We start from the raw sequence: 26,403 nt of genomic DNA, 5'->3' as shown, positions 1-26,403 counted from the left end.
CAATGGTATATACCCTCATCATTCTCCTTGAGCTGAGCGTCATCGGCATCAGGAGCCTTGAATTCTTTTAATTATTTTCACGACTACTTTGATCCGAGGAACATTGGGGGTCCTGGATATCTCGTCCCGAGAGCTGGAGGAGGATATTCAGAAAGACCCTAATAGTTGCGTTTCTCTTGGTTTTCCTAGTTGGGAGTACCGAACACTTCGATAGAGTCACAGCAGCTATGTTGGGTTTCACCGGGATAGGGGTCTATAATCTGCTCCTTCGCGCTTTAATCTCCGGTGAAGGGGAAGCGAAAAGAAGAAAAGACTGACGCTACGGCCGGTATTGGTCTCTTTCCAGCTCGCTAGGGAACTTTATGGCATCGAAGGGGCACGTCTGGTTGCAGACGCCGCAGCCGGTGCAGAGAAGCTCGTCTATGTGGACTTTCTTCTTTTCCGGGTCGTAGACTAAAGCAGGACAGCCGGTCAGGAGTATGCACGCCTTACAGCCGGTACACTCCTCCTCGATGACTATCGGCTTCTCGCCTATCTCACCGCGCCTTATCACGGGAATGACGCACTCCTGCCTGGCTATTATGACTGCAGGCCCCTCCACCTGCATGGCCTCCTTTATCGCTTCCCTCGTCTGCTTGAGGTCGTAGGGGTCAACTGTCTTAACGTACTTGACACCGAGTGCTTTAACCAGCGCCTCTATGTCAATCTCGTTGAACTTCCTTCCCGTTTCACTTCCACCGGTTCCAGGGTGCGGCTGATGACCGGTCATGGCAGTGGTTCTGTTGTCGAGTATCATGACGAGGACGTTGAGGTTCTTGTAGACGGCATCAATCAGCGGCTGGATCCCGTTGTGGAAGAAGGTCGAATCTCCTATGGTAGCTATTATCTTCTTGTCCATGACGACGCTCTGACCGTTGGCAAGGCTTATGCTCGCGCCCATTACGTATTCCGTCCATATCGCCTCGAGCGGCGGGAGGAGCGATAAAGCGTAACAGCCTATGTCACCGTGGATTGGAACGGAGTAGCGCCCGAGCTTTAAATCCCTGAGCGCATCCAGGGCTGCCCTATAGCTTCCCCTGTGCGGACAGCCTGGGCACATGACTGGGGGCCTTTTTGGGGCCAGTCTTTCAGCATACTTGACTTCCTCCGGCTTCTCATAGGTTTCGCCTTCCTCTCCGAGGAGCCTTAAGAGCGCGTTCCTGACGAGGCTCGGCGTCAGCTCTCCCTCGAGCGGCAGGTGGCCTGTTCTCTTGCCGTATATCGGGACGTTCAAGCCGGCCTCGTAAGCAACTATTTTGACCTCCTCCTCGAGAAAAGGTGCCCCGTCCTCGACCACTATCGCGTAGTCCACACTTTTCAGGAAGTCAATGACGAGCTTCCTCGGGAGGGGATGCGGTGTTGAGAGCTTTAGAATCTTAAAGTCCGCGTTGAGCTTTGGAAGAACCTCGCGCACATAGTTGTAGGGCGCGCCTTCAACGATTATTCCGATTTTTCCGCTACCCTCGACCCAGTTGAAGGGCATGTCATTGAACTCCTCCTCGATTTTGGAGAGGGTCTCGTTCAACCAGCGGTGCCTCTTCCTGTTGCCCTCCATGCTGGCCCTGACGTACCTTTCAATGTCCTTCTTAAAGACCGGCTTTCTATCGAGTTCAACAAACTCGCCAACTTCCACATCGGCCGTCGTGTGGTTTACTCTCGTGGTCGTGCGGAAGATTACGGGGACCTTGTATTTCTCGCTCAGCTCGTAGGCGTAGATTATTAAATCGTGGGCCTCCTGCGGGTCGGCAGGTTCGAGAACAGGCAGGAGGGAGAGCTTTCCATAATAGCGGTCGTCCTGTTCCGTTTGAGAGGTGTGTGGCCCGGGGTCATCCGCGACGAGGATTACAAGACCGCCCTCTACACCTGAATAGGCCAGACTCATTAGCGGGTCAGCGGCAACGTTTAAGCCAACGCACTTCATCGTGACGAGAGCCCTCAACCCGGTGTAGGCAACTCCCGCCGCTTCCTCCAGAGCGACTTTCTCGTTCGGTGCCCACTCGGCGAAGACCTCAGGTTTAAGCCTCGCGATGGTTTCTATAACCTCGGTTGAAGGCGTTCCGGGGTAGCCGGTTGCAAAAATGACACCGCTCTCAAGGGCGCCGTAGGCTATGGCCTCGTTGCCCATGAGGAGCTTTTTCTCGCGCTTTTCCATTCTCATCCCGGTCGAATCAGAAGGGTAAGCTCCGACTTCCTCCATGATACCACCGATGAAACTACCATCGAAGGGTTAAAACTCTGCCTTCAAAGAAGCCCCTCCAAAAATCGAAAAATTTTCGGAGTTACTGCACCTTTCCCTTTTTCTTATCCGGGTGACTCTCGTTGGGCGTTCTTTTCGGGAGAACTTAAATACTCTGCCTCCGATATAGAAGGTCGTGGTGAATATGAAGGTTGGGGAACTGCTCGAGCTCATTGACGAGACGATAGCGAACCTCAAGATAGCGGTAATCGCCAACCAGCAGAGGGCCCTCGAGAGCCCGCACACGAGTTATGAGTTCACCCAGCGGGCGATTGAGCTCCAGGAGGACCTCGATGACCTCATGAAGGCACGGAAGAACATAGCGAAGCTAAATCCAGATGACGACGTCGAGAAGCACTTCTCAAGGGAAGAACTGGAGGAGTTTTTGAAGCTCCTCGAACTGCTCAGGAACGCCGACGCGCACGTTTATTAGCGGATGTGGTCATTTACTCCCTGCTCGCCCGCGAACTTGGGGTAGACTTAGTGAAGCGCTTGGGAGGAAGATTGAGAAGAACGGGAAGAAGTATCCGATCGAGAAAACTCGAGGATAGGCTTTTATTCCTCCGGACCGTTTTTGCCGATGAGCAGTGCTGGGATTAGAGTCAGCCAGATTAGCAGTCCGGGGCTGCAAATCGTGTTTTTCCACGTTATCGTGCTTTGGGGTGGTGTTCCTATGGGAGGCCCGGGGTAGGTTTTGAACACCGGTTTTCCCCACTGGCAGGTCACGTTGCCATCACTCCGCCAGCATTCGAAGGTGATGTATTCGTCGCATTCCCCAGAGCCTCCGCAGGCGAAGGTGTTTAATGTGATTTTCACTTGGTTTGACGTGATTACTGCGTTCCATCTCTCTATGGTGCTGTTCCAATAACCCTTTTTCCACTCTCCAGCGGCGAATTTCCCGCTGATGTTTGGCAGGTAGTTCTCAACGCCCCACCGGTATTCCTCGAGGACCATTGAGAGGTTCCAGTCCGAGAGGTTGAATGGTTTGGGGTTTCCGTGTTTGGAGAAGAAGCCTTCCTTCCATCTTCCCCCTTCGTAATATCTGTTGAATGTGTGGGTTTCGTTGTATTTGTAGCCTATGTTAATCCAGGTTATGGAAGAGTCGTTGAAGGGATTCCACGGTGGGACTCCAGTGAGACTGTACCCTTCAATGTTGACGTAGTAAACGGGCTTATCAATAAAACCCTCCCACACGCTTACACCCTTAACTAATGGGACTGAGAGCAGTAGGGCAAAAACAAAAATTGGAAAGCGAACCCCCACAGCATCACCCCCAGTTGACCCTTAGATAGTAGCCTACTCCGGTGTACGGGCCGGTTTTGGCATGTAATCCCAGGGAGTTTTTGGTGTGAATATCTATCTTCCCCAGCAGGGTAGTCCATATCCTGTTTTCTCTACTGTTCCGTTGTTGTGAATTGTAATTTTGTATACGGTTCTGCATTCTCCTAGCTCCTCGGCGATGCTCCAGGGATCTGGGTTAAGGATAATTTCACTGTTCATTACGAGGATTCCCCACGCAGACTCAAAGTACTGGGAAACGTTGGCCGGAACGCTTGTGTTTCCAATCTGGGGAAGGTTGAGCCTTGGGACGTAACCATTGACAATTCCGATGGGATATTCTATTTTTAGGAGGTCGTGAGTGCTGTTGTGAGGTGAGATTTTCAGGACAAAGGCTGAGAGGCACTTGTCCTCGGAGGGAAAGACGAGATAGCCCCCTGTAACGTTAGTGTGTCCCAGTCTCACGAGTTTCCAGCTTTCTCCGAGGGTGACTCTGCACTTTGGACAGATGGTTATGAACTTCTGGCAGTGGACAGAATTCTGCACCAGTTCCTCAAGAGAGTTTCTTTCAAAGACCTTTACCGTGCCGTTGGATTTTACTATCAGTCCCTCTTTAACGCGCTCAAGGTTCTCAATATTTTTTGCTTCAAATGAGAGGGGTGAATAGTCGGCGTAGGTTTTAACGCTTCTGACGTGGTGTTCCACCTCTGGAATTATGTTTCCTTTCAGTTTGAGGATGTGGAGTGTTAGGTTTCCGTTCTGATACACTGCCAGCCTCCACTCGTTCTCGTGGTGTTGCATGAGGATTACCCCTTCTGTAGCTTCTGCATTGTTTAAAACACAGGAGGGCGTATTGAAGCAGGAGGTAATCTCATACCGTTCCCAGAATACCCATGAGGCGGCCAAGAGAAAGATAATGAAGGGGGCAAGGAACGTTTTTCTCATCCCCAGATCACCTCCACCGTACGGTTAAGTAATAGCCAACGCCTGTGTAGGGGCCCGTTTTTGGTATGTTGCCTGGTGGGTAGGTATTACCCCTTTCCATTTATCCTCCTTCCAACAGCGCAGGGAGTAACGCTAGGCCAACTAACAAACCCGGCCCGCAGGTTTTCTCGTCTTCCTGTTCTGTGGTTTTTGTGGAAAGGGTGGCCGTGGGGTATGGGGGGATTTTCAGTTTTGGTGGATTCCACTCGCAGGTTACGTTTGAGGGGTCGTGACACTCGAAGAGTACGTACGCGCTTGTGCTGATGTAATCCTGGTACAAGTATATCACAACCGAGGATTTATTCATTAAGAGAACCCAGTCTGTAATGTGGTTACTCCAGTTATTGGACAGGGTGGGCAGGTAGTTCTCCAGGCCCCATTGGTACTCCGAGAGGATTTTAGTGGTGTTCCAGGATGTTATGTTGAATGGCATCTGATTGCACTTTGGACACTTGGGGAGTATCTTTTCGTGAGTTATGCCATCGCTGTAGCAGTACACTACCCTCTCGTGGGTCTCGTTGTATGGATAGGTTATGTGTATCTCCTCTATTCCAGGGCTTTTGAAGGGGTTCCCGGGCGGAAGTGGGCCTTTGCCTTCGATTAAGACTAGATAAACGGTCTGGTTATCCTTCACCATGTCCCAGAGACTAATGGCCGTTGCGGGACTAGCGGGTACAAAAATCATGAAAAGGAGCAGTGAAGAGATTACAAAGCGTTTCATGAAGGATCCAACGCCCGTTTGGGCTGGATTCTGGGTAGTGGAGGATTGCCGGTTCATTGGCCAGCTTACCTCTTCACCCGTTTTATCAGCAGAGGGACCAACATCAGGCTAATTAGCAATCCTGGACCGCAGGTTCCTTTATCTTCCTGTTTTGGGGTGGTTGTTGTGGTGGTTGTTGGGGGTACCATCAGCTCTATGTCTACTACTGGCTCGTTCCAGTTGCACGTCATGTTCTCCGGGTTCTGGCATTCAAAAACTACGTAGCCCAACCCTCCAATCTCTGAGATGAAGGAGTATATTGTTACCCGGAACCCGCTTGCGTCTATCCAGACCTCCCACAGGTCTGCTCTCCTCACCCAGTATTTTTCGGGCCATTCAAAGTCGTCCGTGACTTTTCCAGTTATGTTAGGAAGGTAGTTTTCGAGTCCCCAGTGATACTCTTCCATGACTCTGGTGACGTTCCAGATGGAGAAGTTAAAGGGTGTTAGGTTCTCTTGTTTTGGTATTACAGCTTCCCACCAGCCGCAATGTCCTGTGTGCTTGCAGTACTCTGAGCCATTAGCGGTGTAGTAAGTGACGGTTATGTACCTGGGATTACTGTGGACGTAGCCTATGCTGACGGGGCCGATTCCGGAGTCGTTTAACGGGTCAAAGGGCGGTTTCCATCTGCATCTACCCCATACTTTAACGAAGTACATTTCCCTGCTGGTGTTTATGTGCTCCCAGACGTTCACCGCGCTAACAGGCGGAAGGAGGAGTAAAAGGAAAAGAACTACCAAGCCGAGTCTTTTCATTTCGTGTCACCCCTCTTCTGGCGTTTTGATGAGGAACCTCATATAGTATCCAACGCCGGTATATGGGCCTGCCCAGGGGGTGTACCCGTCCGGCAATGTATTGTCATCAATGTTGTTAAAATCCAGGTCCAAGTACAACCCTGCATCGACTTGGGGACTGTAATCGACGCTTACATTATGTCCTCTTGCCAGTAATGCGAAGACTACTTCCCACTCGGAGGTCATGTTCATTATGATACCGTCAATTGTATAATTTGTCTGCCAGTGATCGGGCATTAGTTGTTTTAAAGAGTCAATTTGCCCTCCGTGATTTTCTATTAGTTCAACTAGATTGTGTCCTGTTTTGTTCATCAGAATCTCATTGTATCTAACCAGCTGTTCATAATAGAACCAGTCATAATCGGTTTCTAACCCCAGGTGGTCGTTAGTACTCAGTTCGGTGCCTATGTATGGGAGAGTTTCCATTATCGTGTGAAGTCTTTCAAAGCCGCTGATGTTGTATTTCTCAAGCAGTGAGACGAGGTCCCAATAATAGAACTCTGATGGTTTCCCTTCTTCGTCTGGATCCCACTTAATGGGTGGTTGGTAGTCTTCTCCGAATCCAAATACAAGGTGACCCAATTCGTGTGCAATTCCCTTGTAATAGTCAGGTTCATTGGGATAGTTTCCAGAGAATGTCTCGTGTAGGATTGTAATCCCTTTCATGTTTTCCTCCCAGTATCCAAACTTGGGGAACGTTCTGAAATTGTTGCTGTCCCCTTCTTCTATCTTTATCATTGAGTGAATCCAGGCATCTGTGTTCAGGGCATTGTTTGTGATGTTAACGCTCACTATCATCGCGTAGCCGTCAGTGTAGTCATAAACCACCTGACTCGCCCTCTGGAATCCCTTGATTAGTTTTTTGAGGTAATCCTCGTCGGCGTTCCAGCCAACTGCGACCGAAAGCTTTATCCCAAGAACATCTGGCTTTGCTGGATTCTTTCCAATGAACAGTTCAACACTGTTCGGAACGCCGTCGCCGTCGTAGTCGCCGTAAGCGTCGTTTATGCTTGGCGAAAATCTGTTAGTTCCAAGCTCTTTGTTAAGCTCCAGCTCTCTGTGGAATGGTATCCCATCGTCGTCATTAGTCTTTATGAGGAACCATATTTCTGCATCGTCCTCATCAACGTCCGTTGAGGTTGCAACGGCGTCAAAGGTCAGCGAGCTCGTCTCAGTTGAGTTTTCTGAACTCGAAACTGACTCGGTGCTGAGGGTCTTGATGCTATCTCCTCCCCTCCTGAAAATGAGCGTTGCCTCGTATTTGGCTTCGTTCTTGGCCTTTGGCGTTGCGTTGGTCGTGAGGTTACTCATGTTGGCGTCTTTGTCCACCCCTCCCGTGGAGGTTGCACTCACTTCCTCGTTTAGCTCCATTGTCTTCACTTCGGCGTTCCGCCTGTTGATGATGAGGACCCTCCTCTGGGTCCCGTTGGGGAGTACGAGGGTGAAGAGCACGGCCTCATCAGGGTTCGTGTACTGGTAGAGGGTTCCGGTCTGGTGATCCTTGAGTTCTAAGGACTCTATTCCGTCCCAGCCCTGAACGTCTGTGATATTTACAACGCTTAAATCGTAGCCAAGGGACTCAAGCTCGTCGTAGTACTTTGAGAAAGGTTCAATGTCGGTGCTTGGGTTTATATCACCACAGGAACCGTCGCCACAGCCACTCAGATGGCCGTAGCCGAAGTAATCTTTATGGTCGTTTATGTAATCGTCGCCCCACCACGTGCCGTTCTTAAGGCTGAAGAAGAGCCTGGCAACTTTTCCCTCCTCATTGTCTCCCGGTCTTGGGGAAATATCCATAATCTCGTCTGGATTGTCTATTATAAACCCTGAATCCCTGTCCACGAGTTTGAGGTCTATCTCAACGGTCTCAACGTTATCAGGTGGGTTGAACTTCAGAACCGCCACGGCCTCTTTCTGCGTGTTCTCGAAGGGGTCGTTTGTCAGCATTGCCATGTTCTCGACGTCTTGGGTGTTGTCGGGGAGGTCTTCTTTTAGGGTTTGTGTGATTGAGCCGGCTTTGAAAGTGGCATCAATGCGGAAGTCAACGTTCCAGTCTTGGTCATCGTCCTCGGCAGGATCTAGGGCCCTCGCTCTGAAGAGGTACAACTCAACAACGGCATCCCTCAGCGGATCAACGTCTCTGGGGTCAATTACCCCATCGCCGTCCGTGTCGTTGTTGTAGGGGTTCGTGCCGTATTCAAGCTCAAGGCCGTTGCACCACCCGTCCCTGTCGCTGTCGGTGACTACTGTTAGTACCTTCGTTACGGTTTCTCCCGTCATTCCGTATTGATCCCTTGGTGTAAACTCCACGGTGACGTTCTCACGGCAGTTGGTGTGGTTGTATATGGGTGCAAGGGGGAATTCATGTGGGACACCTGGCAATAGGTTACTGCGAGTGAAGCTGAATCTTCCAATAACGTTCACTTCAACATCTACTAGGTCTCCCTCTGAATCGTAAACCTGGATCGTTCCATTACTCCACTCGTTTGCGTACACCCACGAAGGCAGCTGGAGGCTTTCTATTTCAGGAGGTGTGTTGGGCCTGAAGTACAGCGTGCCCGCCCACTGGGAGTAGAGCACGGTCCCAGATTCATCATAAAGCTTTATCTCCACTTTGTGGAATTCTTTTTCGGGGTTGCTCCACTGTAAGTCAAATCCCCACTCTTCATAAACGTAGCTGGTTACGGTGTCTACCCCAACGCCATCAACGAAGAGCTTCAGAATGATGTCCTTTCTCTCTCCATCTGGATTGACTACATCAACGTGGAATTTCGCCGGATAACCCTCGACCAGATCGTTGTGGGTTACTTCCGTTATGTATGGCTCTGAGGCCGAGACTGTGAACGTTATAGACTTTGAAGAAACTTCTCCATCGTACTGCGGGACAAACTTGACGGTCAGAACGTGGGTTCCAGACGTTGCCTTCCAGACGTCATACATTTTGTAGTACCATATGTGGTATTTCCATACGGTTTCTGTGGAGCTTTTTACGAGTTTTCCATCTATGTAAACTTCTATCGTTCCAGTTCCATCGAGGGCACCCCTGTTGTCAAGGACTATGGTTAAATCCATGTAATCGCCCTCCCTAAGTGGGTTTGGATAGTAGGATATTCCCTCCACAGTTATTTCGGGTGATGCCGAGTAGGAGTACATGCCGGCAACATATCCCTTGTCGTTGATGAGGTAAACCGTGTCCCCATCGTTGTTTAGAATGGCGTTGTAAGGGGAGCTGGCAATTGGTATCTTCACAACTGCCCCCGGAGGTATATTAATGGAGAACCCAACCACGTGGTCTTTTCCATACGAATCTATACAGTCGTCCCTCGGGATGGTGTTGTTTATCCAACAGCTCGGGTTGTTATAAGCGTATTCGTCCATTATGTACCAGCCCAGTAAACTTACAGTTGAAAGGCCTGGGTTGTGGAGGAGAACGTACTCCCCGCTTCCATCGTTGGTGAGGTAGTCAACGTCCTCAATGTGAACGGCATAGGATATTGTCAGGGGCTCAACAGTGAAGGCTTCTTCTATGGATTCCTCTGAGGCTTTCCCGTTTTTCATTTGATGCACCAGTTGGAGCGCCTGCCTGGGATTTCTCCAACGGTATGTTTTTATGGCAACAGGGTTAATCCCGTCGTACCACCAGATTTCGAATATCAGATCAGTCCCGTTCCATTGGGCGTTTTTGATTTTCATTGTGTCAGAGACTGTTATTTCACCGTTGAGAGTTCCGTTTAGCATGGCCTCTATAAGGGTTAACAGTGCTTCTTTTTCTTCTTCCGTTGAATTGGGCAATACCTTTAGGTAGCCTTCAAAGAACGGATTGATAACGCCCCCCCTGTAGCGGTGCGTTTCTTTTACTGAGGCTCCCGTTGGAACTCCTCCAAGAATTAGTAATATGCCCAATAGTAACGCACATACCCTTCTGTTCATTGCCATCACCCAACGATGGGCTTAAGCAATTAAGTTTGTATAAAAAAAGTAAAAAGCTTTTCGGATGATTTTTCTTCAAGTCTCACCCTCCGGGGCATGGAGAGGTCGGTTAAACGCTGCCCTGAGCTTTTCTACCTCCTCCCCGCTCAGCCTGTTCCTCTCCCAGCGCTCCTTTAAGTTCAAGTTCTCGTCCTCTAAATCGAGGACAGCCTTCCTCACCCCTCCCCTTGGACTCCTGCAGTCTCCATTCCACCTCGGAATCACGTGGAGGTGCAGATGGGGAACCGTCTGGCCTGCTTCCCTTCCGAGGTTCATGCCCACGTTGAAGGCGTCTGGCCTCAGAACCTCCCTCAGCTTCTCCATCGCCAGCTCCATGCCCCTCAGGAGGGCGAGCTTCTCCCCATCTCTGAGCCCCTCCCAGCTCTCGACGTGCCTCCTTGGGACGACGAGCAGATGGCCTTTGCTGGCTGGATACGAATCCAGCAGTATTTTGATCAGCCCGTCCTCGTAGAGGAGAGCCTCCCCATCCGGGTTACAGAAGGGACACTTCATTCCCAACACCAAAGGCTTAAAACGGATTTGGAATAAAAAGCTCCCGGTGGGAGGGATGGACGAGACGCTGGAGGTTATGGGAAGGACCTACAGAAGGTTTCTCGCGGTTGGCCTCGGTCTGATGCTGGTTGCCTTTGCACTCATGATCTGGCGGCCCCTGGGTAGAAATGCTTCGCTCGTTCTCGCGGCTGTGGTGTTCCTGTTCGCGTTCATCCCCCTTGAGTTCGCGCGCAGGATAGCCAGAAGAATGGCGATGGCGTCGCTGGGAGTCAATAGAAAAGCTTAATTAGGCCGTGAGGAACTATTGGCTGGGAGTGAAAGATGAGCATAACTCCAGAGGTGATGTAGAATGGCGTTTGTACCACCGCAGGCCGGTTACGACAGGGCCATTACAGTCTTCAGCCCTGACGGAAGACTCTTCCAGGTGAACTACGCGAGGGAGGCCGTGAAGCGCGGGGCCACGGCTGTCGGTGTCAAGTGGAAGGAAGGTGTTGTCCTCGCCGTTGAGAAGAGGATAACGAGCAAGCTCATCGAGCCGAGTAGCTATGAGAAGATATTCCAGATCGACGATCACATAGCCGCGGCTCCAAGCGGCATAATAGCCGACGCGAGGGTTCTCGTCGACAGGGCCAGGCTGGAGGCTCAAATCTACCGCTTGACCTATGGAGAACCGGTTCCGCTCAACGTTCTCGTCAAGAAGATATGCGACCTCAAGCAGGCCCACACCCAGTACGGTGGTGTGAGGCCCTTTGGAGCCGCCCTCCTCATGGCTGGCGTTAACGAGAAGCCCGAGCTCTACGAGACCGACCCGAGCGGTGCCTACTTCGAGTGGAAGGCCGTCGCGATAGGAAGCGGGAGAAACGTGGCGATGGCCATCTTCGAGGAACACTACAGGGACGACCTCGATATGGAGGGGGCTATAAAGCTCGCCATACTGGCCCTCGCGAAGATTCTCGAGGAACCGAGCGCGGAGGGAATAGAGGTCGCCTACATAACCACCGGGGACAGGCACTGGAAGAAGCTCGCGAGGGAAGAGCTCGAGAAGTATCTCTCGGGGATACTCAAGGAAGCCGGGGAAGAGGAAGTTGAGGAAAAGGAAGAGGACTATTCCGAGCTTGACCAGAACTACTGAGGTGACGGGCAATGCCCGTAAGCGTTGACAAGGCCGTCATTGCCCGTCTCAAAACCCACGGCGAGACCTTCGAGATACTGGTTGACCCATACCTTGCGAGGGACTTCAAGGAGGGCAAGGAAGTTCCGATAGAGGAAATCCTTGCAACTCCATACGTTTTCAAAGATGCACACAAGGGCGACAAGGCGAGCGAGCACGAGATGGAAAAGATCTTCGGGACCAGCGATCCCTACGAGGTTGCGAAAATAATTCTCCGCAAGGGTGAGGTTCAGCTCACCGCCGAACAGAGGAGGCAGATGCTGGAGGACAAGAAACGCTACATAGCTACAATAATCCACCGGCATGCCGTTGATCCACGAACCGGCTATCCGCATCCGGTCGACAGGATTCTCCGTGCAATGGAAGAAGCAGGAGTGCACGTCGACCTCTTCAAGGACGCGGAGGCGCAGGTTCCAAAGGTGATAAAGGCCATAAGGCCCCTCCTCCCGATAAAGCTGGAGATGAAGGTGATAGCCGTTAAGGTACCGAGCGACTACGTGGGCAGGGCCTACGGAGAGGTCAGGAAGTTCGGGACGATAAAGCGCGAGGAGTGGGCAAGCGACGGCTCGTGGATGTTCCTCATCGAGATCCCGGGAGGGGTTGAGGAGGAGTTTTATGAGAGACTGAACGCCCTGACGAAGGGCACTGCTGTAACCAAACTGATAGAGAGGAAGGGACTATGAGGAGGATTTTTGTGAAACCAAGGGAACTGGTCGTTCCCGGGACCCTGCTCGCACAGGGCCCCTTTAAGAACGGAAGAGGAACCTTCAGGGAGGGCAACAGGATATACTCGACGGTGGTTGGTCTGGTTGAGATCAGGGGCGACCTTATAAGGGTCATACCCCTCGAGGGCCCCTACATTCCCGAGGTGGGGGACAACGTCCTCGGGAAGATAGTGGACGTCCGCTTCTCAAACTGGGTCGTTGACATAGGCGCCCCCTACGAGGCCAGCCTCCGCGTTCAGGACGCGGTAGAGGAGCGCATCGATCTCATGAAGACAGACCTGAGGAAGATATTCGACATAGGCGACATAATCTACGCCAAGATAAAGGGCTACAACGAGATAAACCAGATAGACCTCACCACGAAGGGCATGCCCTTTAAGGGTGGTCCCCTCAGGGGCGGGCAGCTGGTGACGATAACGCCCTCCAAGGTGCCGAGGCTCATCGGCAAGGGCGGTTCTATGATAAACCTCATCAAAAGATTGACCAACACGCGCATAATAGTCGGCCAGAACGGCTGGGTCTGGGTCAGCGGAAAGAACGACGAGCTTGAGAAGCTCGCGATAGAGGCCATACTCAAGGTCGACAGGGAGAGTCACACCCAGGGACTCACCGACAGGATCAAGGAGCTCCTCCTCACGAGACTGCGGGAGCTCAAGGAGAGGGGGATCATTGAGGAGATACCTGAGGTTGAGGAACCCAAGAACGGAGAGGGTGAAGGAGAATGATGGGCAGACCAGAGGGGTTAAGGCTCATAGACGAAAACGGTAGAAGGATTGACGGAAGGAAAAAGTACGAGTTAAGGCCGATAAAGATGGAGGTTGGGGTTCTTAAGAACGCCGACGGCTCCGCCTACGTTGAATGGGGCAAGAACAAGATTTTGGCTGCCGTATACGGCCCGAGGGAGATACACCCCAAGCACCTCCAGAGACCCGACAGGGGAATCCTGCGCGTTCGCTATAACATGGCCCCCTTCAGCGTTGAAGAGCGCAAAAAGCCCGGTCCCGACAGGAGGAGTGTCGAGATAAGCAAGGTCATAAGGGGGGCACTTGAACCGGCCCTGATCCTCGACCCGTTTCCGAGAACGGCGGTCGATGTGTTTATAGAGGTGCTCCAGGCGGACGCTGGGACGCGCGTTGCAGGTATAACCGCCGCATCCCTGGCTCTCGCCGACGCGGGCGTTCCGATGAGGGACCTCGTCGCGGCCTGTGCCGCCGGAAAGGTTGACGGGGAGATAGTGCTCGATCTAAACAAGGAGGAGGACAACTACGGCGAGGCCGACGTTCCGGTTGCCATAATGCCCCTCAAGAACGACATAACGCTCCTCCAGATGGACGGTTACCTCACCAGGGACGAGTTCATCGAGGCCGTTAAGCTGGCCATCAAGGGTGCCAAGGCGGTCTACCAGAAGCAGAGGGAAGCGCTCAAGGAGAAGTATATCAAGATAGCGGAGGAGGTCGGTGCAAATGAGTGACGTTGAGGTTATGGCGGCCATAATGCGCGACAGGATCCTGGCGCTCCTCAGGGAGGGCAAGCGCATTGATGGAAGGGGCCTCGAGGACTACCGCGACCTCGAGATCAAGGTCAACATCATCGAGAAGGCGGAAGGTTCCGCCTGGGTGAAGCTCGGAAACACCCAGGTTCTCGTTGGGATAAAGGTTGACCTCGGTGAGCCCTTCCCGGACCTCCCCGACAGGGGCGTTATAACCACCAACGTTGAGCTAGTTCCGCTCGCCTCACCCAGCTTCGAACCCGGGCCGCCGGACGAGAACGCCATCGAGCTGGCGAGGGTCGTTGACAGGGGCATAAGGGAGAGCGGCGCCGTTGAGCTGGAGAAACTGGTTATAATCCCTGGCAAGCTCGTCCGCGTCGTTTTCATAGACGTCCACGTTCTCGATCACGATGGGAACCTCCTCGATGCGACGGGAATAGGTGCAATAGCCGCCCTCCTGAGCGCTAGGATGCCCAAAGTAGAGTACAACGAGGAGACGGGCGAGGTGGAGGTTCTCGACGAATACGAGCCGCTCCCCGTGAGCAAGATTCCGATCCCGGTGACGATGGCCAAGATAGGCAACACCATGATCGTTGACCCGAGCCTCGACGAGGAAATGGTCATGGACGGCAGAATAACCATAACCACCGACGAGAACGGGATGATATCATCGGTTCAGAAGGGTGAAGGGGGCTCCTTCAAGCTGGAAGAAGTCATTTACGCCGTGGATACCTCGATAAAGAAGGGTGCCGAGCTAAGGGAGAAGGTTCTCGAGGCAGTCAGGGCGGAGTGAGGGTCTCCTCACTTTCTCCCTTTACCGTCCGGGCCGTTTCCGGTATTTTTCAGAAAGAGATATAAAGGCCAACACCGAAAATAACCCGGCCCTTACGATTAACCGGGGGGACGGTTATGGGATTGTTTGACAGCATCCTGAAGAGGGAAGAAAGGCCCAGAAAAAAGAAGCCGCCATCGGAGGTTAAGAAAAGTGTTTCCTCCCCGAGGCACGATATTGATGTCATCCCAATCGAGGAGGACGTCCTGGCCAAGGAGATAATCAAACCCCAGATCCGCTACCTGAAGAAGGTGGTCGTCACCAGCTACGCCGACCTCGAGAGGATCTCGGAGGAGCTCCAGGAGGGCAACCTGGTTCTCGTTGATCTCAGCCCGCTCGAGGTCAAGCCCGAGGTTCTCGAAAAGGTCGCGGAGCAGCTCAAGGGCATGGTCAACGCCCTCGATGGTCAGGCTGCGAAGATATGCAAGCACGAGATAAAGCTCATCCTCGTTCCGTCGGACATAAGGATAGCGAAGTGATCCCTTTTCTCCCCAGAATTTATAAGGGGAGTTGATCCCATTCTTCGGTGGTGCGAATGGCGGAAGGTAGTGAGAAAAAAACCGGGTCCGAGGATATTAAGGTTGTAACCCTCGGCGACTGTCCCATCTGTGGAGGTAAGGGCACGCTGAAGGCCATACAGCATATCCACGAGATTCCCTACTTCGGAAAGGTCATGGAGAGCACGATCTACTGTGAGAAATGCGGCTATAGAAACGCGGACGTTATGATCCTCGAAGACCGGCCGCCCAAACTCTACACCGTTAAGGTTGAGGACGAGAAGGACCTCTTTACGAGGGTCGTGAGGAGCAAGAGCGGAACGATCGAACTCGAGGAGATAGGGGTGAAGATTGAACCGGGACCAGCGGCGGAAGGCTTCGTTACCAACGTGGAAGGCGTCCTCGAAAGGGTTCGGGAGACCCTCCTGATGGCGAGGCACTTCAGGGAGCAGGAGGGTGACGAGGAAGCCGTGAAGAAAACGGACGAGATACTGGAGTACATCGAGGAAGTCAGGGAGGGCAAGAAGCCCCTGACGGTCAAGATAGCGGATCCCCTCGGGAACAGCGCGCTTGTGGGCGAGAAGGTCAGGAGCAGGCTCTTAACCCAGGAGGAGATAGACAGTTTGAGCCTCGGCCCCTACGTGAGGGTTGATCCGGAGGCGGCCCCAGATAACGGTGAGGGGAAGACCTCTCAGAAGCAGGAAAGCGACGCTGAAAAGCGTGAGAATGAAAGGGATCAAAGGTAAACCGCTTCCCTCGTCAGGAGGTCCTCCATCAGGTTCTTTACCCATCCTTTTCTCGTTTTCCTGGAGAGGTGGATTATCCCCTCCACGTGGACACCGTAGTTTTCCCTCATCTCCTCCCTGCTCACCGGTTCCCTGAAGAGAAACGGCCTCTCCACCGTGAAGGCGTATCCGTAGTCCTTAATGTACTCCCCCAGCCACTTCTTCCCGTTCTCGCCGTGGACGAGGCTTAAGCCGCTCGTCTCCTTCGTCAGCTCCCAGAGGGTATCGAGGTCGGCCTTTATCACCTCTCCAACCTCAAAGCCTCCAGCTATCGTTCCCCTCTCAGTCAAAGTCTGCTCCTCATGGAGGCCGAGTCTCCTCAGCGTATCGCGAAGCTCGTAGGGGTTGCCCCGGGCTATGTAGAGAAAAACCAGATCACCCTCCTCGAAGGCCCTCGACTTCCTGAGCTCCACCGTCTTCAATCCGCGGAACAGGAGTTCAGCGTAGACCTGGTGGAGTGCTATGACGTGCTCCATGGTTCCACCGGCCCCATCTTTTCAGGCGGGAATAAAAATCTTCCTCAAAGCCTGAGCGCGGCCTTTATCACATCGCTCACCACACCGCTCGCCGTCTCCTTTAACCCGGCTCCAGCGCCTTTGATGGCCAGCTCGCCGAGGAGGTCGGTCTTTATCACCGCCGCGTTCTCGTGGCTCTCCACAGCGAGGGGACTATCCAGCGAAACTTCCCGCGGCTCGACGGTTACTTTTCCCATCTCCACCGTCGCGACTAGGCGAATGGTCTTCCCCCTGGCCCGGACCCTCTGAACCTCTCCTCTGGTTATCCCTGCTATGCCCTTTACCCTCGCCTTATCGAAGGTTATCGGCTCAAAGGCAACGCAGTGCAGAATCGTCGCCTTGTAACCCGCGTCTATGCCCAGAATGTCACCGTCCGGATCCCTCTCCGCTATCCCGAGCGACTGCGCCTCTTTCAGGGCTTCCTCGAAGGTTCTGCCTTCTTCCATCCTGCTGAGGATGAAGGTCGTAGTCGCGTTGAGAACCGCCTCGATCCCCTCCACCCTATCGCCGAGCAGGTTCTCTCGAAGGAGACCGATTACCGGCGTTCCGGCCATGACGGTCGCCTCGAAGAGATAGGGGACGTTTCTCTTCTCGGCTTCGCCAACCAGCTCCGCGTAGTGGAACGCTAAGGGCGGCTTGTTGCTCGTGACAAGGGCTTTACCCTCCCTGAGCGCGGTCAGATGCCACCTCCAGGCGTTCTTGTCGTTGGTGACGTCGATAACAACGTCGGCCTCTATCTCCTTCACCGCGTCCATCGGAGAGAACTCATAGACCTCGTAGTCGTTCGTCCAGGCGGAGAGCCTTCCAAGGGTTTCCTTGACAAGGAGGGCTTCCCTGAGGTCTATACCCTCGGGCAGCCATACCACCCCGCTCGTGTCGGAGATGCTCACGACCTTGAGCGCGATACCGTACTTCTCGCGGAAGAACCTTTCCTTCCCAATGAGGGCCCCCGCTACCGCCTTCCCGACGTTGCCAAATCCGAAGAGAGAAACCCTGATCGCACGCATGGGCATTCCCCGAGGGCGGGGATCACCTCCTGTTGAGGATGACGCGGATTATGTCCATGTCCCTTACGATACCAACGAGCTCGCCCTCGCCCCTTATGACGGGGAGCTGCTCTATCTCGTGCTTTACCATCTTCTGGGCAACGTCGTAAACGCTCATGTGGGGTGTTGCAACCACGGGCTCGGGGTTCATTATCTCCTTCACAGGTTTCTTTGGTAACTGGAGCTCGGCCTTCTCGAAGAGCAGCGTCGGGTTGCTCTCCAGTATCCAGTCCTCCTCGCTGGAGGCCGCTAGGGATGTCTGCTTCATTACCCTAACAACCTCGCTGTCTCTCAGGAGGTCGGTCTCGTCAACCATTCCCACCAGGTTGCCGTCGTCGTCTATAACCGGAATGGCCATCGCGTTGCAGAGGAGGAGCGCCTTGAGGGCGGCTTTGAGCGGGGTGCCGTGCCAGACGACGCCGACGTTCCTCTGGTAGTAGGGCTCTATGGACACTTCCTTCAGCTTCTCGTTCTTTGCCAGATAGCGCCGGACTATGTCCCCCACCGTCAGTATGCCGAGGACCCTGTTCTCATCGTCAACCACGATGACGCGCCGGTAGTCCCTTTCCAGCATCAGACGGACGGCCTTCTTCAGGTCGTCGTCGGGCCTTACCGTCGGGACGTCCCTCTTCACGAGCATCGCCAGCTGGTCCTCATCGGGATGGAGGAGAACGTTCTTTATGCTTATTATCCCCACAAGGGCCCCTGTGTTTCTGTTGATGACCGGAAAAGATCTCACCCTGTGCTTCTTGAAAAGCTCCAGTGCGTACTCCCTCGTGGCCGGAAGTTCTATGACCACTGGATTCTTGGTCATCAGGGTCTTCACGCGCATTTTCTCACCACCGCTTTAAGTTAAAGTGCCCTCACCCTATTTTAATCTTTCGCGGACGTCGGGGAAGGGGTAAAGAAAAGGAGGTCAGCCAAGGACCGCAAGGAAAACCCCAGCGGCAACCGCAGTTCCTATAACGCCGGCCACGTTCGGCCCCATGGCGTGCATGAGGATGAAGTTGCCCGGATCTTCCTCGCTCGCTATTCTCTGGACGACGCGAGCGCTCATCGGAACCGCCGAAACTCCGGCGGCACCTATCATCGGGTTTATCCTGCCGCCGCTGATCTTCTTCATCAGCTTACCGAAGAGCACTCCACCGGCAGTTGCGCTGGCGAAGGCGACTATTCCAAGCCCGAGGATGAGGAGGGTCTCCCTGGTGAGGAAGCTCTCCGCGCGCATCGTCGAACCGACGCCAAGCCCGAGGAAGATGGTAACGATGTTCATGAGCTCCTCCTGAGCCGCTTTACTTAAGCGCTCGACGACGCCGCTCTCACGGAAGAGGTTGCCTATCATTAGCATTCCGACGAGCGGGGCCGCGCTGGGGACGAGGAGGCCGATAGTTATCATTGCCACTATCGGGAAGATCACCTTCTCCCTCTTCGAGACGGGCCTGAGCTGCTCCATGCGTATCCGTCTTTCTTCGGGGCTCGTTAATGCCTTGATGATCGGCGGCTGAATCAAGGGCACGAGGCTCATGTAGCTGTAAGCTGCCACAGCAGTCGCTCCCAGTATCTCAGGCGCGAGCTTCGTCGTCAGGTAGATGGTTGTTGGACCGTCTGCACCGCCGATGATTCCTATACTGGCCGCCTGGTGCAGGTTGAAGCCGAGAGCTAAAGCGGTGAGCATCGCTATGAAGACTCCTATCTGTGCCGCGGCACCCATCAAAGCGGTCTTTGGATCTGCTATGAGCGGGCCGAAGTCCGTCATTGCCCCGAGGCCGAAGAAGATGAGGAGCGGCACTATCTCCGTCCTTATGAGGGTGTAGTATATGAGGTCGAAGAGACCCGGTGGTCCGTAGTGCTGGTTCAGGTAGCTGAGCGTGGCGAAGATGTTGTCCGCTATGCTCTCGGGCAGGTTTGGAGCGACAGGCCAGTTGGCGAGACCCCCCAGGGGGATGTTCACGAGAACGGCGCTTATTCCTATCGGAAGGAGAAGAAGGGGTTCCATCTCGTACCTGATGGCGAGGTAGACGAGCGTGAGCCCCACCAGTATCATGACGACGTTTCCTGCTGTGAGGTGGAGGAGCCCCATCCCCTGGAAGAACGCCACTATCTGGTCCAGCATTCCCGCCATGGTTCTCACCCGAGCTCCACCAGTGGCTGCCCCGTATCAACGGTGTCGCCCTCTTTCACCAGAATCTTCTTCACGACACCGTCCTTTGGTGCGGGTATCTCGTTTTCCATCTTCATTGCCTCGAGCACCAGCAGTCCCTGGCCCGTTTTGACCTCCTGCCCCTCCTTCACGAGTATCCTGATAATTTTACCGGGCATCGGGGCGGTTACGATGCCCTCCCCTGCCGGGACAGGAGCTGGCGTTGCTGGTGTGGCCGGAACGGACGAGGGGGACGTGACGGCGGTCGGAACGCTTGGAGCTGAAACCCGGGCCGGAGCGCTTAGGGTTCCAACGTCGATTCCCAGTCCCTTCGCCTCGACCTCATAGCTCTTTCCGTTGAAGTTAACCCTGAACTTTCCACCTGGGAGCTCCTCAACCTCTACCTCGTACTCGACACCGTCCACAATGATCCTGACCTTCGCCATCTTCACCACTTCCCTATCTCGTAGTTGAAATCCTCAACGTCCTCCATCTGGGTCTGGAGACCGTAGAGCCTCCAGTGGTCTGAAATCTTCCTCCTGAAGGGCAGGGACCTGAGCTGTGAGGCCTTCTCGGAGGCGTAGGCCAGAACCGCCGCGGTTATGATTGCCAGGTCCTCCGGTGGCAGGCTCTTCTCCTCTCCTGGGGACGAAACCGGGGCCGGGGTTTCCCTCTCCACCAATCTTCTCTCGAGCCATCCGACGGCGTACAGCACCACCGCCAGTATGGAGAGCACGAGAAAGACTATCGTAACCCCCAGCACTGTCAGGTTAAGCCCTTCCATAAACTCCGCCATCGTGGTCATGCTAACACCTCACAGGGGTATGTTGCCGTGCTTCCTGGGTGGAAGTTTAACGCGCTTGCTCTCGAGGGCTTCGAGCGACATGATTATCTTCGCCCTCGTTTCAGCCGGATCTATGACGTCGTCGATGTAGCCGCGCGATGCCGCCACATACGGGTTGGCGAACTTCTCCCTGTACTCCTCTATCTTCTGCTGGCGAACCTCCTCGGGGTTCTCCGCTTGAGCGATTTCCTTCCTGAAGATGATGTTTGCAGCGCCCTCCGGACCCATGACCGCTATCTCGGCTGTGGGCCACGCGAAGACGAAGTCCGCTCCAAGGTGCTTGCTCCCCATGGCGAGGTAGGCTCCACCATAGGCTTTCCTCAGGATTACGGTGACCATCGGGACGGTGGCTTCCGCGTAGGCGTAGAGGACCTTGGCGCCATGCCTGATGATTCCCCGGCTTTCCTGGTCAACGCCCGGAAGATAACCGGGAACGTCCACGAGCGTAACTATCGGTATGTTGAAGGCGTCACAGGTTCTCACGAAGCGCGCGATCTTATCGCTTGAATCTATATCAAGAACGCCCGCGAAGTATTTGGGGTTGTTTGCAACTATTCCAACGGTCTGCCCGTTCATCCTTCCAAAGCCAACAACCGCGTTGGGAGCGAAGTAGGGAAGAATCTCAAGGAAATCGGGGTTGCCGTTCTCATCTCTGTCAACTATCTCGTAGATGACATCCCTGACGTCGTAGGGCTTGTTCGGGTCGTCTGGAACGATTTCGTAGAGTCTCTCGCTCTTCCGGAAGGGCAAATCATTGGTCTTAACGCGCGGTGGCTTCTCCATGTTGTTCGAGGGAAGGTAGCTCACGAGCTTTCTGATTAACGCCAGAACCTCCTCGTCGCTCTTCCCTATCAGGTGGGCCTGTCCGGCCTTCTGGGCGTGGACCATCGCGCCACCAAGCTGGACCGGAGTAACCTCAACACCCGTGACGGCTTTAACGACCTGCGGGCCGGTGATGAACATGAAGCTCGCTGGATTGTCGACCATGAGGATGAAGTCCCCTATAGCAGGGCTGTAAACGGCACCACCGGCGCAGGGGCCCATTATAGCTGTTATCTGTGGAACCACACCGCTCAACAGGGTGTTCATCTTGAAAATCTCGCCGTAGCCCTTGAGTGAGTCAACGCCCTCCTGGATCCTTGCTCCCCCGGAGTCGTTGAGGCCTATGACCGGCGCTCCTGCCTCAAGGGCGAGCTCCATGATGCGCTTTATCTTCGCAGCGTGCATTTCACCGAGCGAGCCGCCCATCACCGTGAAGTCCTGGGCGTAGACGAAGACTAAGCGACCGTCAATCGTTCCGTAGCCGGTTATGACGCCGTCGGCTGGAAGCTCTTTCTTGTCGAGTCCGAACTCCGTTCCGCGGTGCTTGACAAACGCTCCGATCTCGACGAAGCTTCCCGGATCGAGGAGCTTTTCAATCCTCTCGCGGGCGGTGAGCTTTCCCCTGGCGTGCTGCTTCTCAACGGCCTTTTCGCCGCCCATCCCCAGAATCTTCTTCCTGCGCTCATACAGGTCCTTGAGCTTTTCCTCCATGCTCATCAGAACTCCCCCTGGATTTGCTGGGCACTTGTAGTTTGTAAAGTTTAAAAGGGTTTTCAACCTTTAGAATCCCCTAACGGATAAAACGTCCATTGAGCTGGACCGGCAGAGGAGAAGACCGAAAGAAAAAGGGGACAGGAGGTCAGATGTGCTGTATCGGTGTTTCCGCACCGCAGGCCTCACACTTGAGGAAGTGGAAGCGGCCCTTCTTGATGATCTTCGTGTCCGGCGAACCGCAGACCGGGCAGATGACGAACTCCTTGAGGTACTTCTTGAGCTTGTTGGCTATGAGATAGGGCGTAAAGCGTCCCTGGAGGATCACCCTTCTCCCCTCGAGCGTTCCAGCGGTTCCGACCTCCCTCAGCAGGAACTTGAGGAGGTGGTTCGGGTCGCGGTTCATGGCCTCGGCTATGTCCACGAAGTTCTCTATGATCGTTCTGTTTCCGGCTATGGTGACCTGCGCCGGGGGAACCTCAAAACGGGAGTGGTGATGTTTGACGTTCTCCGGGAGTTCCTCGTAAGCCTTTTCGAGCAGACCCTCAAAGTCGTAAAAGTCAATCTTCCTCTCGCTCATGCCTTCACCTCCCTTCTACCTTTTCCATCCCGTTTATAACCTTTTGGCGGCCTCAGGATGCAATCCGATAGAACCCGGTTCGCGGCTCGTACACCCTTCCCTCACGTTTGAGGCCCTCGAGCAGCTTTCTCACATCCCTCTCCGTGCCAACACCGGCCTGCTTGGCCGCCTCGATAACCCTCTCCTCCGGCGCGCCGAACTCTCCCTCGCCCTCGAGGTTCTTGATGATGTCAATGAGCCTCTCGATCTTGTTTATCTTCCTTGAGCTTTTGCCGACCTCCAGGATGGAGATGTCGAGCCTTCCCTCCTCGTCGGTGGCAATGGTTCGTATCATCTCCTCGATTATCTTTATAGCCGCCTTCGCGTCATCCCTCGTGACCGTCTCGCTCAGCCGCATCCTGGCGTGGGCTTCGCTGAGCCTTATCAACGCCTCGAGCTGCCTCGCGGTAACCGGAATCGGCTGAACTCCCTCATCCTCTCCGGAGCGCTTGAAACCCTTTCTCATCCTGACGTAATAGCGCTTTATCTCGTCCATTGCCTCCCTGCTGAGGACGGGATGGACGTTCTTCCTCGCGTAGGCTATGTACTTCTTGAGCAGGTCGTAGGGTATCTTCGGCGTAACGACCTCGGCTTCGCCTCTCCTTACCCTGAGGATGTGCTCGGCTATCTGGGAGTCGACCTTCTCATCGGGCTCGTCGAGGAGGAGGAAGATCAGATCGAAACGACTCAGAAGGGTGGGTGGCAGATCCACCTGCTCCGGGAGGCTCTTGTGCCGGTTAAAGCGCCCGTACTTGGGGTTTGCGGCCGCTATCACCGTCGTTCTGGCGTTCAGGGTGGCCGTTATTCCCGCCTTGGAGATGCTTATCGTGTTGTGGAGAACCAGTCCGTGGGAGACGAAGAGGTGATGGGGCTCGACGGTGACGTCGTACACCCATTCCTGGTCATCGTTTGGAATCCGCTCCATGCCCCTTACCGTCAGGAAGTTTACGTTCCGGTCGAGGAGCTTCTCCACGGATCTTATCGCCCCCCTGATCTCCCGGGAGCCCCTGAGAACCTCGTTCTGGATCATCCACCCGATCGAGGCATCACCCCTCTTCAGCTTGAGGCGGAACGTGGGATACGTCAGGGGATACCGGGCGGGAATGTTGATGATCTTAACGAACTTAGCCGCGGCGATGGGATCGCTCTCGGCCAGCCGCTCGACTTTCTCCACGTGCTCTTTAAGGGCCGTTATTATCCCCCTGAGCTGTGACTCGGTAACGAGTCTCTTCGAGGGCGAAACCCTGAGATCCCGGGGCGGTTTGAACTTGAGCTCCTTTCCAATTTTGAGTAGCTCTCTCGCCAGCTCAGCGGGGAAGGTTCTCTCCCCCTCGATAACAACGTAGCCGATTGGGTGTCTCCTTATCCTCGACTGAACGCCCTTCGAGTAGAGTGCGTCCTGGAGATCCTCGGCATCCTCCCTGTTGTGGAACGTCCGCCTTTCAACTATCCTGAGCTCGATTGGATACCCTGCAACGCCGAGGACAACGTCGTCCCTTCTGATGATTTCGGCTGGTTTCTCGGTTATCTTTCCGCCCTCCCAGACCATTATCGGGTGTTCGGGCGTCACAACGATTTCCCTGCCGTTGGAAAAGGTGAGTTTTATGAACTTCTCAGGAGCTTTATGCCTGCTCACGCGGTCCGCTTTGGCCTTCACGATGTCCTTCCTCTCAAGGTCATAAGCTAGGAGCTCGATGTCATCAACCGGCAGAATCTCGGTGTTATTACCCAGAATTACCTTATCGCGGTTGGCCTCGATGAGTTTGTCTATAAGCTCGCCTATCTTAACCTTCCTGCCGTCGGCGAGCATTATCTTGAAATCGTGGTGATAGCTCTGCTGTTCCAGGGCTTCATGTATGGCGCTCCTGTCCCTCTCGCTCATCTTGTCGAACTCGTCAATGCAGTTGTGAACTATAATACCCTCAGCCAGGAAGTTGTGCTCTCCCGGAACGTAGAGGTCGTAGACGTAGCCCTCGTATGGGATACGCTCAATGGAGACGATTTCATCTTGGCGCGGGTTCAGTTCTTCATCCACAGCCATAATCAAATCACCAACCTCAAACTTTTCCGCTTCCCTCCACTCAAGGGTCCGACCGTCTATCAGGAGGTGGTCTGGGGTTAGGGTTACCTCGTTGCCGGAGCGGAACTTCAGCCTGAGAAGTTCTCCTTTCCAGGGCTTCCTGCGGATTATCGTGGCCTTTGAGTTCTTTGTCTTCATGCTTTCGAGGTCGAGGGCTACAACGCCCATCTCCTTCTCCTGAATGTCCACAACCTGACCGTCGGAGAGGGCCTTGTATGATTTGTTCAGCTCAAAGAGGTCTTCGATGCGAACGTACTTCCCATCCACCAATACCCTTGAGTCAGGATGCAGGCAGGCAAAACCACCATCCGCCAGGACGAGAACACCGGCTTCCAGAACCCAGGAGCCGGTGAACTCGTCCCTTACCGCTGCTGCCGTGTTGTGGACAACGAAGCCGTTGGCTATGAAGCTGTGAGAGCCTTCCACAGTAAGGTCGTAGACGTACTCGTAGGGGGAGGGAATTGTTTCAACTTCCTTGACCTTTTCCCACAGGATATCCGAGTATGCCAGAGACTTCAGGAATTCCATTTTCTCCCTAATCTCTGATTCCCTGCTGGTTACGTCGCTCAACAGCCACGCGAGTTCGCTGTATGTCTTGGAGTCCCTCTCCGAAAGGAGCTTGGCCACTTTTACGAGAAGGCTGTAGGTCAGCCTTGGATTTCTGTTCTCTCTGCGGAAGAGTTCGTAGAATCCTCTCGGCGTCATTCCAAGCTCTTCAGGCTTTATCGCCATTCCGATTTTGAGCCGCAGCCCGTTGGGTAGAGTTACCGGAATGTCTGCTTCTCTTATGGCGTTCTCCAGGTTCTCCACCACTCTAATCAGGAGTCCCCTTGAAATCGTCTTCTTCCTCTCTATGGTTACGCTGGTATCTGAGCCGTAAACTTCCCTTGGAGTGATGCCATAGAAACTGCGTATCCCCCTTATAATCGCTCCAACGTTTGGAATCACGTCGATGTTGGTGTCGCGCTTGGAGTTCTCTAGCGTTCTGAGGAGCTTTTCTAAGCGTTCCCTCTTCTCGGGGTGGTTGAAGCCTATCTCGCTTGCAAAGCGGAGGATGTTTTCTCCGTATATCTTCAGCTCCCAGCGGTCGTGTTTGGACACAACTTCCTTTCCGTTTATCGTGCTCCTGTGACCTTTCCTTTTCCTTCTCCGCAGATGGGAAATGATGCCGAAGCGGAGCAGTGCCAGTTGGAGCTTTCTGGCAAGCTTTTCACTCGTCGTGTCAAACTCAATGTACGATGAACCATTTTCCCTAAGAACAACACTCCCATCGCAGTCAAACAGTCCCCTGATGTACGCGGCAAGGACTTCCTTGGGGGCGTTGAACAGCCCAGGTGGTATGTCCAGCCTGTTTGACTTGGGTGAAAGTGGAATCCCAAGCTTTTCAAGGATGTGGGCGACCACTTTGGAATGGAAGCGCACCGAGGGAACCCTTCCCTCCCCAACGCTCTCCTTTGCATCTATTCCAAAGAGTTCCCTTACGAGGTTAGCAAACTCTCTTCTCAGTTCAGAATTGCCGTTCGAGAACCTTACGGAGATACCCCAGCCAGCCTT

At 53.9% G+C, this 26,403-nt stretch carries 25 protein-coding genes; 9 read left to right on the top strand and 16 right to left on the bottom strand.

What is annotated here, in order from left to right; genetic code table 11:
* Window positions 1-319 precede the first annotated feature (319 nt).
* Window positions 320-2,236, bottom strand: coding sequence for an indolepyruvate ferredoxin oxidoreductase subunit alpha (gene iorA, locus MV985_RS10045; RefSeq protein WP_297465898.1), 1,917 nt, complete (start codon window positions 2,234-2,236; stop codon window positions 320-322).
* A 184-nt stretch (window positions 2,237-2,420) separates the two neighbouring features.
* On the opposite strand from iorA, the gene MV985_RS10040 reads away from it, so the two are divergent.
* Window positions 2,421-2,708, top strand: a complete 288-nt coding sequence (locus MV985_RS10040) for a hypothetical protein (RefSeq protein WP_297465940.1) — start codon at window positions 2,421-2,423, stop codon at window positions 2,706-2,708.
* Window positions 2,709-2,830: 122 nt separating this feature from the next.
* Here the strand turns inward: MV985_RS10040 and MV985_RS10035 are convergent, their stop codons facing one another.
* From MV985_RS10035 to MV985_RS10010, 6 genes are all read right to left on the bottom strand, one after another.
* Window positions 2,831-3,469 (bottom strand): hypothetical protein, encoded by a 639-nt coding sequence (locus tag MV985_RS10035; protein ID WP_297465896.1) that lies wholly within the window; start codon window positions 3,467-3,469, stop codon window positions 2,831-2,833.
* A gap of 162 nt (window positions 3,470-3,631) precedes the next feature.
* Window positions 3,632-4,498 carry a hypothetical protein gene (locus MV985_RS10030; RefSeq protein WP_297465894.1) on the bottom strand — a complete coding sequence of 289 codons (867 nt, stop codon included), beginning with the start codon at window positions 4,496-4,498 and terminating at the stop codon, window positions 3,632-3,634.
* A 100-nt stretch (window positions 4,499-4,598) separates the two neighbouring features.
* A complete protein-coding gene (locus MV985_RS10025) occupies window positions 4,599-5,222 on the bottom strand; it encodes a hypothetical protein (protein WP_297465892.1) in 624 nt (207 codons plus the stop codon).
* Window positions 5,223-5,323: 101 nt separating this feature from the next.
* Window positions 5,324-6,052: a CGP-CTERM sorting domain-containing protein gene (locus MV985_RS10020; protein WP_297465890.1), complete on the bottom strand. Its 729-nt coding sequence runs from the start codon at window positions 6,050-6,052 to the stop codon at window positions 5,324-5,326.
* Between the two features lie 6 nt (window positions 6,053-6,058).
* Complete coding sequence (locus tag MV985_RS10015; protein ID WP_297465888.1) at window positions 6,059-10,027, bottom strand: lamin tail domain-containing protein; 3,969 nt, start codon at window positions 10,025-10,027, stop codon at window positions 6,059-6,061.
* Between the two features lie 69 nt (window positions 10,028-10,096).
* Window positions 10,097-10,573 (bottom strand): HIT family protein, encoded by a 477-nt coding sequence (locus MV985_RS10010; RefSeq protein ID WP_297465937.1) that lies wholly within the window; start codon window positions 10,571-10,573, stop codon window positions 10,097-10,099.
* Between the two features lie 55 nt (window positions 10,574-10,628).
* Between MV985_RS10010 and MV985_RS10005 the strand changes: the two genes are divergently transcribed.
* The 8 genes from MV985_RS10005 to MV985_RS09970 all read left to right on the top strand — a co-directional run bounded on the left by MV985_RS10005 (window position 10,629) and on the right by MV985_RS09970 (window position 16,033).
* Window positions 10,629-10,859 (top strand): hypothetical protein, encoded by a 231-nt coding sequence (locus MV985_RS10005; RefSeq protein ID WP_297465935.1) that lies wholly within the window; start codon window positions 10,629-10,631, stop codon window positions 10,857-10,859.
* 63 nt (window positions 10,860-10,922) lie between these two features.
* The gene (gene psmA / locus MV985_RS10000) at window positions 10,923-11,705 is read left to right on the top strand and encodes an archaeal proteasome endopeptidase complex subunit alpha (protein WP_297465886.1); all 783 of its coding nucleotides are present in this window, start codon (window positions 10,923-10,925) and stop codon (window positions 11,703-11,705) included.
* Window positions 11,706-11,716: 11 nt separating this feature from the next.
* Complete coding sequence (locus tag MV985_RS09995) at window positions 11,717-12,427, top strand: ribosome assembly factor SBDS (RefSeq protein WP_297465884.1); 711 nt, start codon at window positions 11,717-11,719, stop codon at window positions 12,425-12,427.
* Window positions 12,424-13,194, top strand: coding sequence for an exosome complex RNA-binding protein Rrp4 (gene rrp4 / locus MV985_RS09990; RefSeq protein WP_297465881.1), 771 nt, complete (start codon window positions 12,424-12,426; stop codon window positions 13,192-13,194). The genes MV985_RS09995 and rrp4 overlap by 4 nt, the downstream gene beginning before the upstream one ends.
* Entirely contained in the window at window positions 13,191-13,940 is a 750-nt protein-coding gene (gene rrp41, locus MV985_RS09985) for an exosome complex exonuclease Rrp41 (RefSeq protein ID WP_297465879.1), read from the top strand. Before rrp4 ends, rrp41 begins: the two co-directional genes overlap by 4 nt.
* A complete protein-coding gene (gene rrp42, locus MV985_RS09980) occupies window positions 13,933-14,751 on the top strand; it encodes an exosome complex protein Rrp42 (protein WP_297465877.1) in 819 nt (272 codons plus the stop codon). The genes rrp41 and rrp42 overlap by 8 nt, the downstream gene beginning before the upstream one ends.
* 116 nt (window positions 14,752-14,867) lie before the next feature.
* Window positions 14,868-15,269: a cell division protein SepF gene (sepF, locus tag MV985_RS09975; RefSeq protein WP_297465875.1), complete on the top strand. Its 402-nt coding sequence runs from the start codon at window positions 14,868-14,870 to the stop codon at window positions 15,267-15,269.
* 56 nt (window positions 15,270-15,325) lie between these two features.
* Window positions 15,326-16,033, top strand: a complete 708-nt coding sequence (locus MV985_RS09970) for a ZPR1 zinc finger domain-containing protein (protein ID WP_297465933.1) — start codon at window positions 15,326-15,328, stop codon at window positions 16,031-16,033.
* On the opposite strand, the gene MV985_RS09965 is transcribed toward MV985_RS09970, so the two are convergent.
* The 9 genes from MV985_RS09965 to MV985_RS09925 all read right to left on the bottom strand — a co-directional run.
* Window positions 16,024-16,548 carry an ASCH domain-containing protein gene (locus MV985_RS09965; protein ID WP_297465873.1) on the bottom strand — a complete coding sequence of 175 codons (525 nt, stop codon included), beginning with the start codon at window positions 16,546-16,548 and terminating at the stop codon, window positions 16,024-16,026. The two genes, MV985_RS09970 and MV985_RS09965, sit on opposite strands and share 10 nt — an antisense overlap.
* Before the next feature lie 44 nt (window positions 16,549-16,592).
* A complete protein-coding gene (locus MV985_RS09960) occupies window positions 16,593-17,594 on the bottom strand; it encodes a homoserine dehydrogenase (RefSeq protein WP_297465931.1) in 1,002 nt (333 codons plus the stop codon).
* Window positions 17,595-17,616: 22 nt separating this feature from the next.
* Window positions 17,617-18,465 carry a CBS domain-containing protein gene (locus tag MV985_RS09955; protein ID WP_297465869.1) on the bottom strand — a complete coding sequence of 283 codons (849 nt, stop codon included), beginning with the start codon at window positions 18,463-18,465 and terminating at the stop codon, window positions 17,617-17,619.
* 84 nt (window positions 18,466-18,549) lie between these two features.
* Window positions 18,550-19,755: a sodium ion-translocating decarboxylase subunit beta gene (locus tag MV985_RS09950; protein WP_297465867.1), complete on the bottom strand. Its 1,206-nt coding sequence runs from the start codon at window positions 19,753-19,755 to the stop codon at window positions 18,550-18,552.
* 5 nt (window positions 19,756-19,760) lie between these two features.
* Window positions 19,761-20,219, bottom strand: coding sequence for an acetyl-CoA carboxylase biotin carboxyl carrier protein subunit (locus MV985_RS09945; protein ID WP_297465930.1), 459 nt, complete (start codon window positions 20,217-20,219; stop codon window positions 19,761-19,763).
* Between the two features lie 2 nt (window positions 20,220-20,221).
* A complete protein-coding gene (locus MV985_RS09940) occupies window positions 20,222-20,569 on the bottom strand; it encodes an OadG family protein (RefSeq protein WP_297465928.1) in 348 nt (115 codons plus the stop codon).
* An 18-nt stretch (window positions 20,570-20,587) separates the two neighbouring features.
* Window positions 20,588-22,156: a carboxyl transferase domain-containing protein gene (locus MV985_RS09935; protein ID WP_297465866.1), complete on the bottom strand. Its 1,569-nt coding sequence runs from the start codon at window positions 22,154-22,156 to the stop codon at window positions 20,588-20,590.
* A gap of 142 nt (window positions 22,157-22,298) precedes the next feature.
* Window positions 22,299-22,730 (bottom strand): translation initiation factor IF-2 subunit beta, encoded by a 432-nt coding sequence (locus MV985_RS09930; RefSeq protein ID WP_297465864.1) that lies wholly within the window; start codon window positions 22,728-22,730, stop codon window positions 22,299-22,301.
* Window positions 22,731-22,782: 52 nt separating this feature from the next.
* The coding region (locus MV985_RS09925; protein WP_297465862.1) for an LAGLIDADG family homing endonuclease at window positions 22,783-26,403 on the bottom strand (3,621 nt) is incomplete at its 5' end.

It is taken from the genome of Thermococcus sp. (assembly GCF_027012695.1).
Taxonomy (GTDB): domain Archaea; phylum Methanobacteriota_B; class Thermococci; order Thermococcales; family Thermococcaceae; genus Thermococcus.
Note: the sequence above shows the minus strand (reverse complement) of the source record. Positions and strands in the feature narration are given on the sequence as shown.

What these genes read in the sequence shown, in the direction of transcription:
- MV985_RS10005 (WP_297465935.1), top strand. Translation starts at nt 10,629, where the DNA reads ATGGACGAGACGCTGGAGGTTATGGGAAGGACCTACAGAAGGTTTCTC.
- sepF (WP_297465875.1), top strand. Translation starts at nt 14,868, where the DNA reads ATGGGATTGTTTGACAGCATCCTGAAGAGGGAAGAAAGGCCCAGAAAA.
- iorA (WP_297465898.1), bottom strand. Translation starts at nt 2,236, where the DNA reads ATGGAGGAAGTCGGAGCTTACCCTTCTGATTCGACCGGGATGAGAATG.
- MV985_RS09950 (WP_297465867.1), bottom strand. Translation starts at nt 19,755, where the DNA reads ATGGCGGGAATGCTGGACCAGATAGTGGCGTTCTTCCAGGGGATGGGG.
- MV985_RS10010 (WP_297465937.1), bottom strand. Translation starts at nt 10,573, where the DNA reads ATGAAGTGTCCCTTCTGTAACCCGGATGGGGAGGCTCTCCTCTACGAG.
- MV985_RS09930 (WP_297465864.1), bottom strand. Translation starts at nt 22,730, where the DNA reads ATGAGCGAGAGGAAGATTGACTTTTACGACTTTGAGGGTCTGCTCGAA.
- psmA (WP_297465886.1), top strand. Translation starts at nt 10,923, where the DNA reads ATGGCGTTTGTACCACCGCAGGCCGGTTACGACAGGGCCATTACAGTC.
- MV985_RS10030 (WP_297465894.1), bottom strand. Translation starts at nt 4,498, where the DNA reads ATGAGAAAAACGTTCCTTGCCCCCTTCATTATCTTTCTCTTGGCCGCC.
- MV985_RS09995 (WP_297465884.1), top strand. Translation starts at nt 11,717, where the DNA reads ATGCCCGTAAGCGTTGACAAGGCCGTCATTGCCCGTCTCAAAACCCAC.
- MV985_RS09945 (WP_297465930.1), bottom strand. Translation starts at nt 20,219, where the DNA reads ATGGCGAAGGTCAGGATCATTGTGGACGGTGTCGAGTACGAGGTAGAG.
- rrp42 (WP_297465877.1), top strand. Translation starts at nt 13,933, where the DNA reads ATGAGTGACGTTGAGGTTATGGCGGCCATAATGCGCGACAGGATCCTG.
- rrp4 (WP_297465881.1), top strand. Translation starts at nt 12,424, where the DNA reads ATGAGGAGGATTTTTGTGAAACCAAGGGAACTGGTCGTTCCCGGGACC.
- rrp41 (WP_297465879.1), top strand. Translation starts at nt 13,191, where the DNA reads ATGATGGGCAGACCAGAGGGGTTAAGGCTCATAGACGAAAACGGTAGA.
- MV985_RS09960 (WP_297465931.1), bottom strand. Translation starts at nt 17,594, where the DNA reads ATGCGTGCGATCAGGGTTTCTCTCTTCGGATTTGGCAACGTCGGGAAG.
- MV985_RS10020 (WP_297465890.1), bottom strand. Translation starts at nt 6,052, where the DNA reads ATGAAAAGACTCGGCTTGGTAGTTCTTTTCCTTTTACTCCTCCTTCCG.
- MV985_RS09965 (WP_297465873.1), bottom strand. Translation starts at nt 16,548, where the DNA reads ATGGAGCACGTCATAGCACTCCACCAGGTCTACGCTGAACTCCTGTTC.
- MV985_RS09935 (WP_297465866.1), bottom strand. Translation starts at nt 22,156, where the DNA reads ATGAGCATGGAGGAAAAGCTCAAGGACCTGTATGAGCGCAGGAAGAAG.
- MV985_RS09955 (WP_297465869.1), bottom strand. Translation starts at nt 18,465, where the DNA reads ATGCGCGTGAAGACCCTGATGACCAAGAATCCAGTGGTCATAGAACTT.
- MV985_RS10040 (WP_297465940.1), top strand. Translation starts at nt 2,421, where the DNA reads ATGAAGGTTGGGGAACTGCTCGAGCTCATTGACGAGACGATAGCGAAC.
- MV985_RS10015 (WP_297465888.1), bottom strand. Translation starts at nt 10,027, where the DNA reads ATGGCAATGAACAGAAGGGTATGTGCGTTACTATTGGGCATATTACTA.
- MV985_RS10025 (WP_297465892.1), bottom strand. Translation starts at nt 5,222, where the DNA reads ATGATTTTTGTACCCGCTAGTCCCGCAACGGCCATTAGTCTCTGGGAC.
- MV985_RS09970 (WP_297465933.1), top strand. Translation starts at nt 15,326, where the DNA reads ATGGCGGAAGGTAGTGAGAAAAAAACCGGGTCCGAGGATATTAAGGTT.
- MV985_RS09940 (WP_297465928.1), bottom strand. Translation starts at nt 20,569, where the DNA reads ATGGCGGAGTTTATGGAAGGGCTTAACCTGACAGTGCTGGGGGTTACG.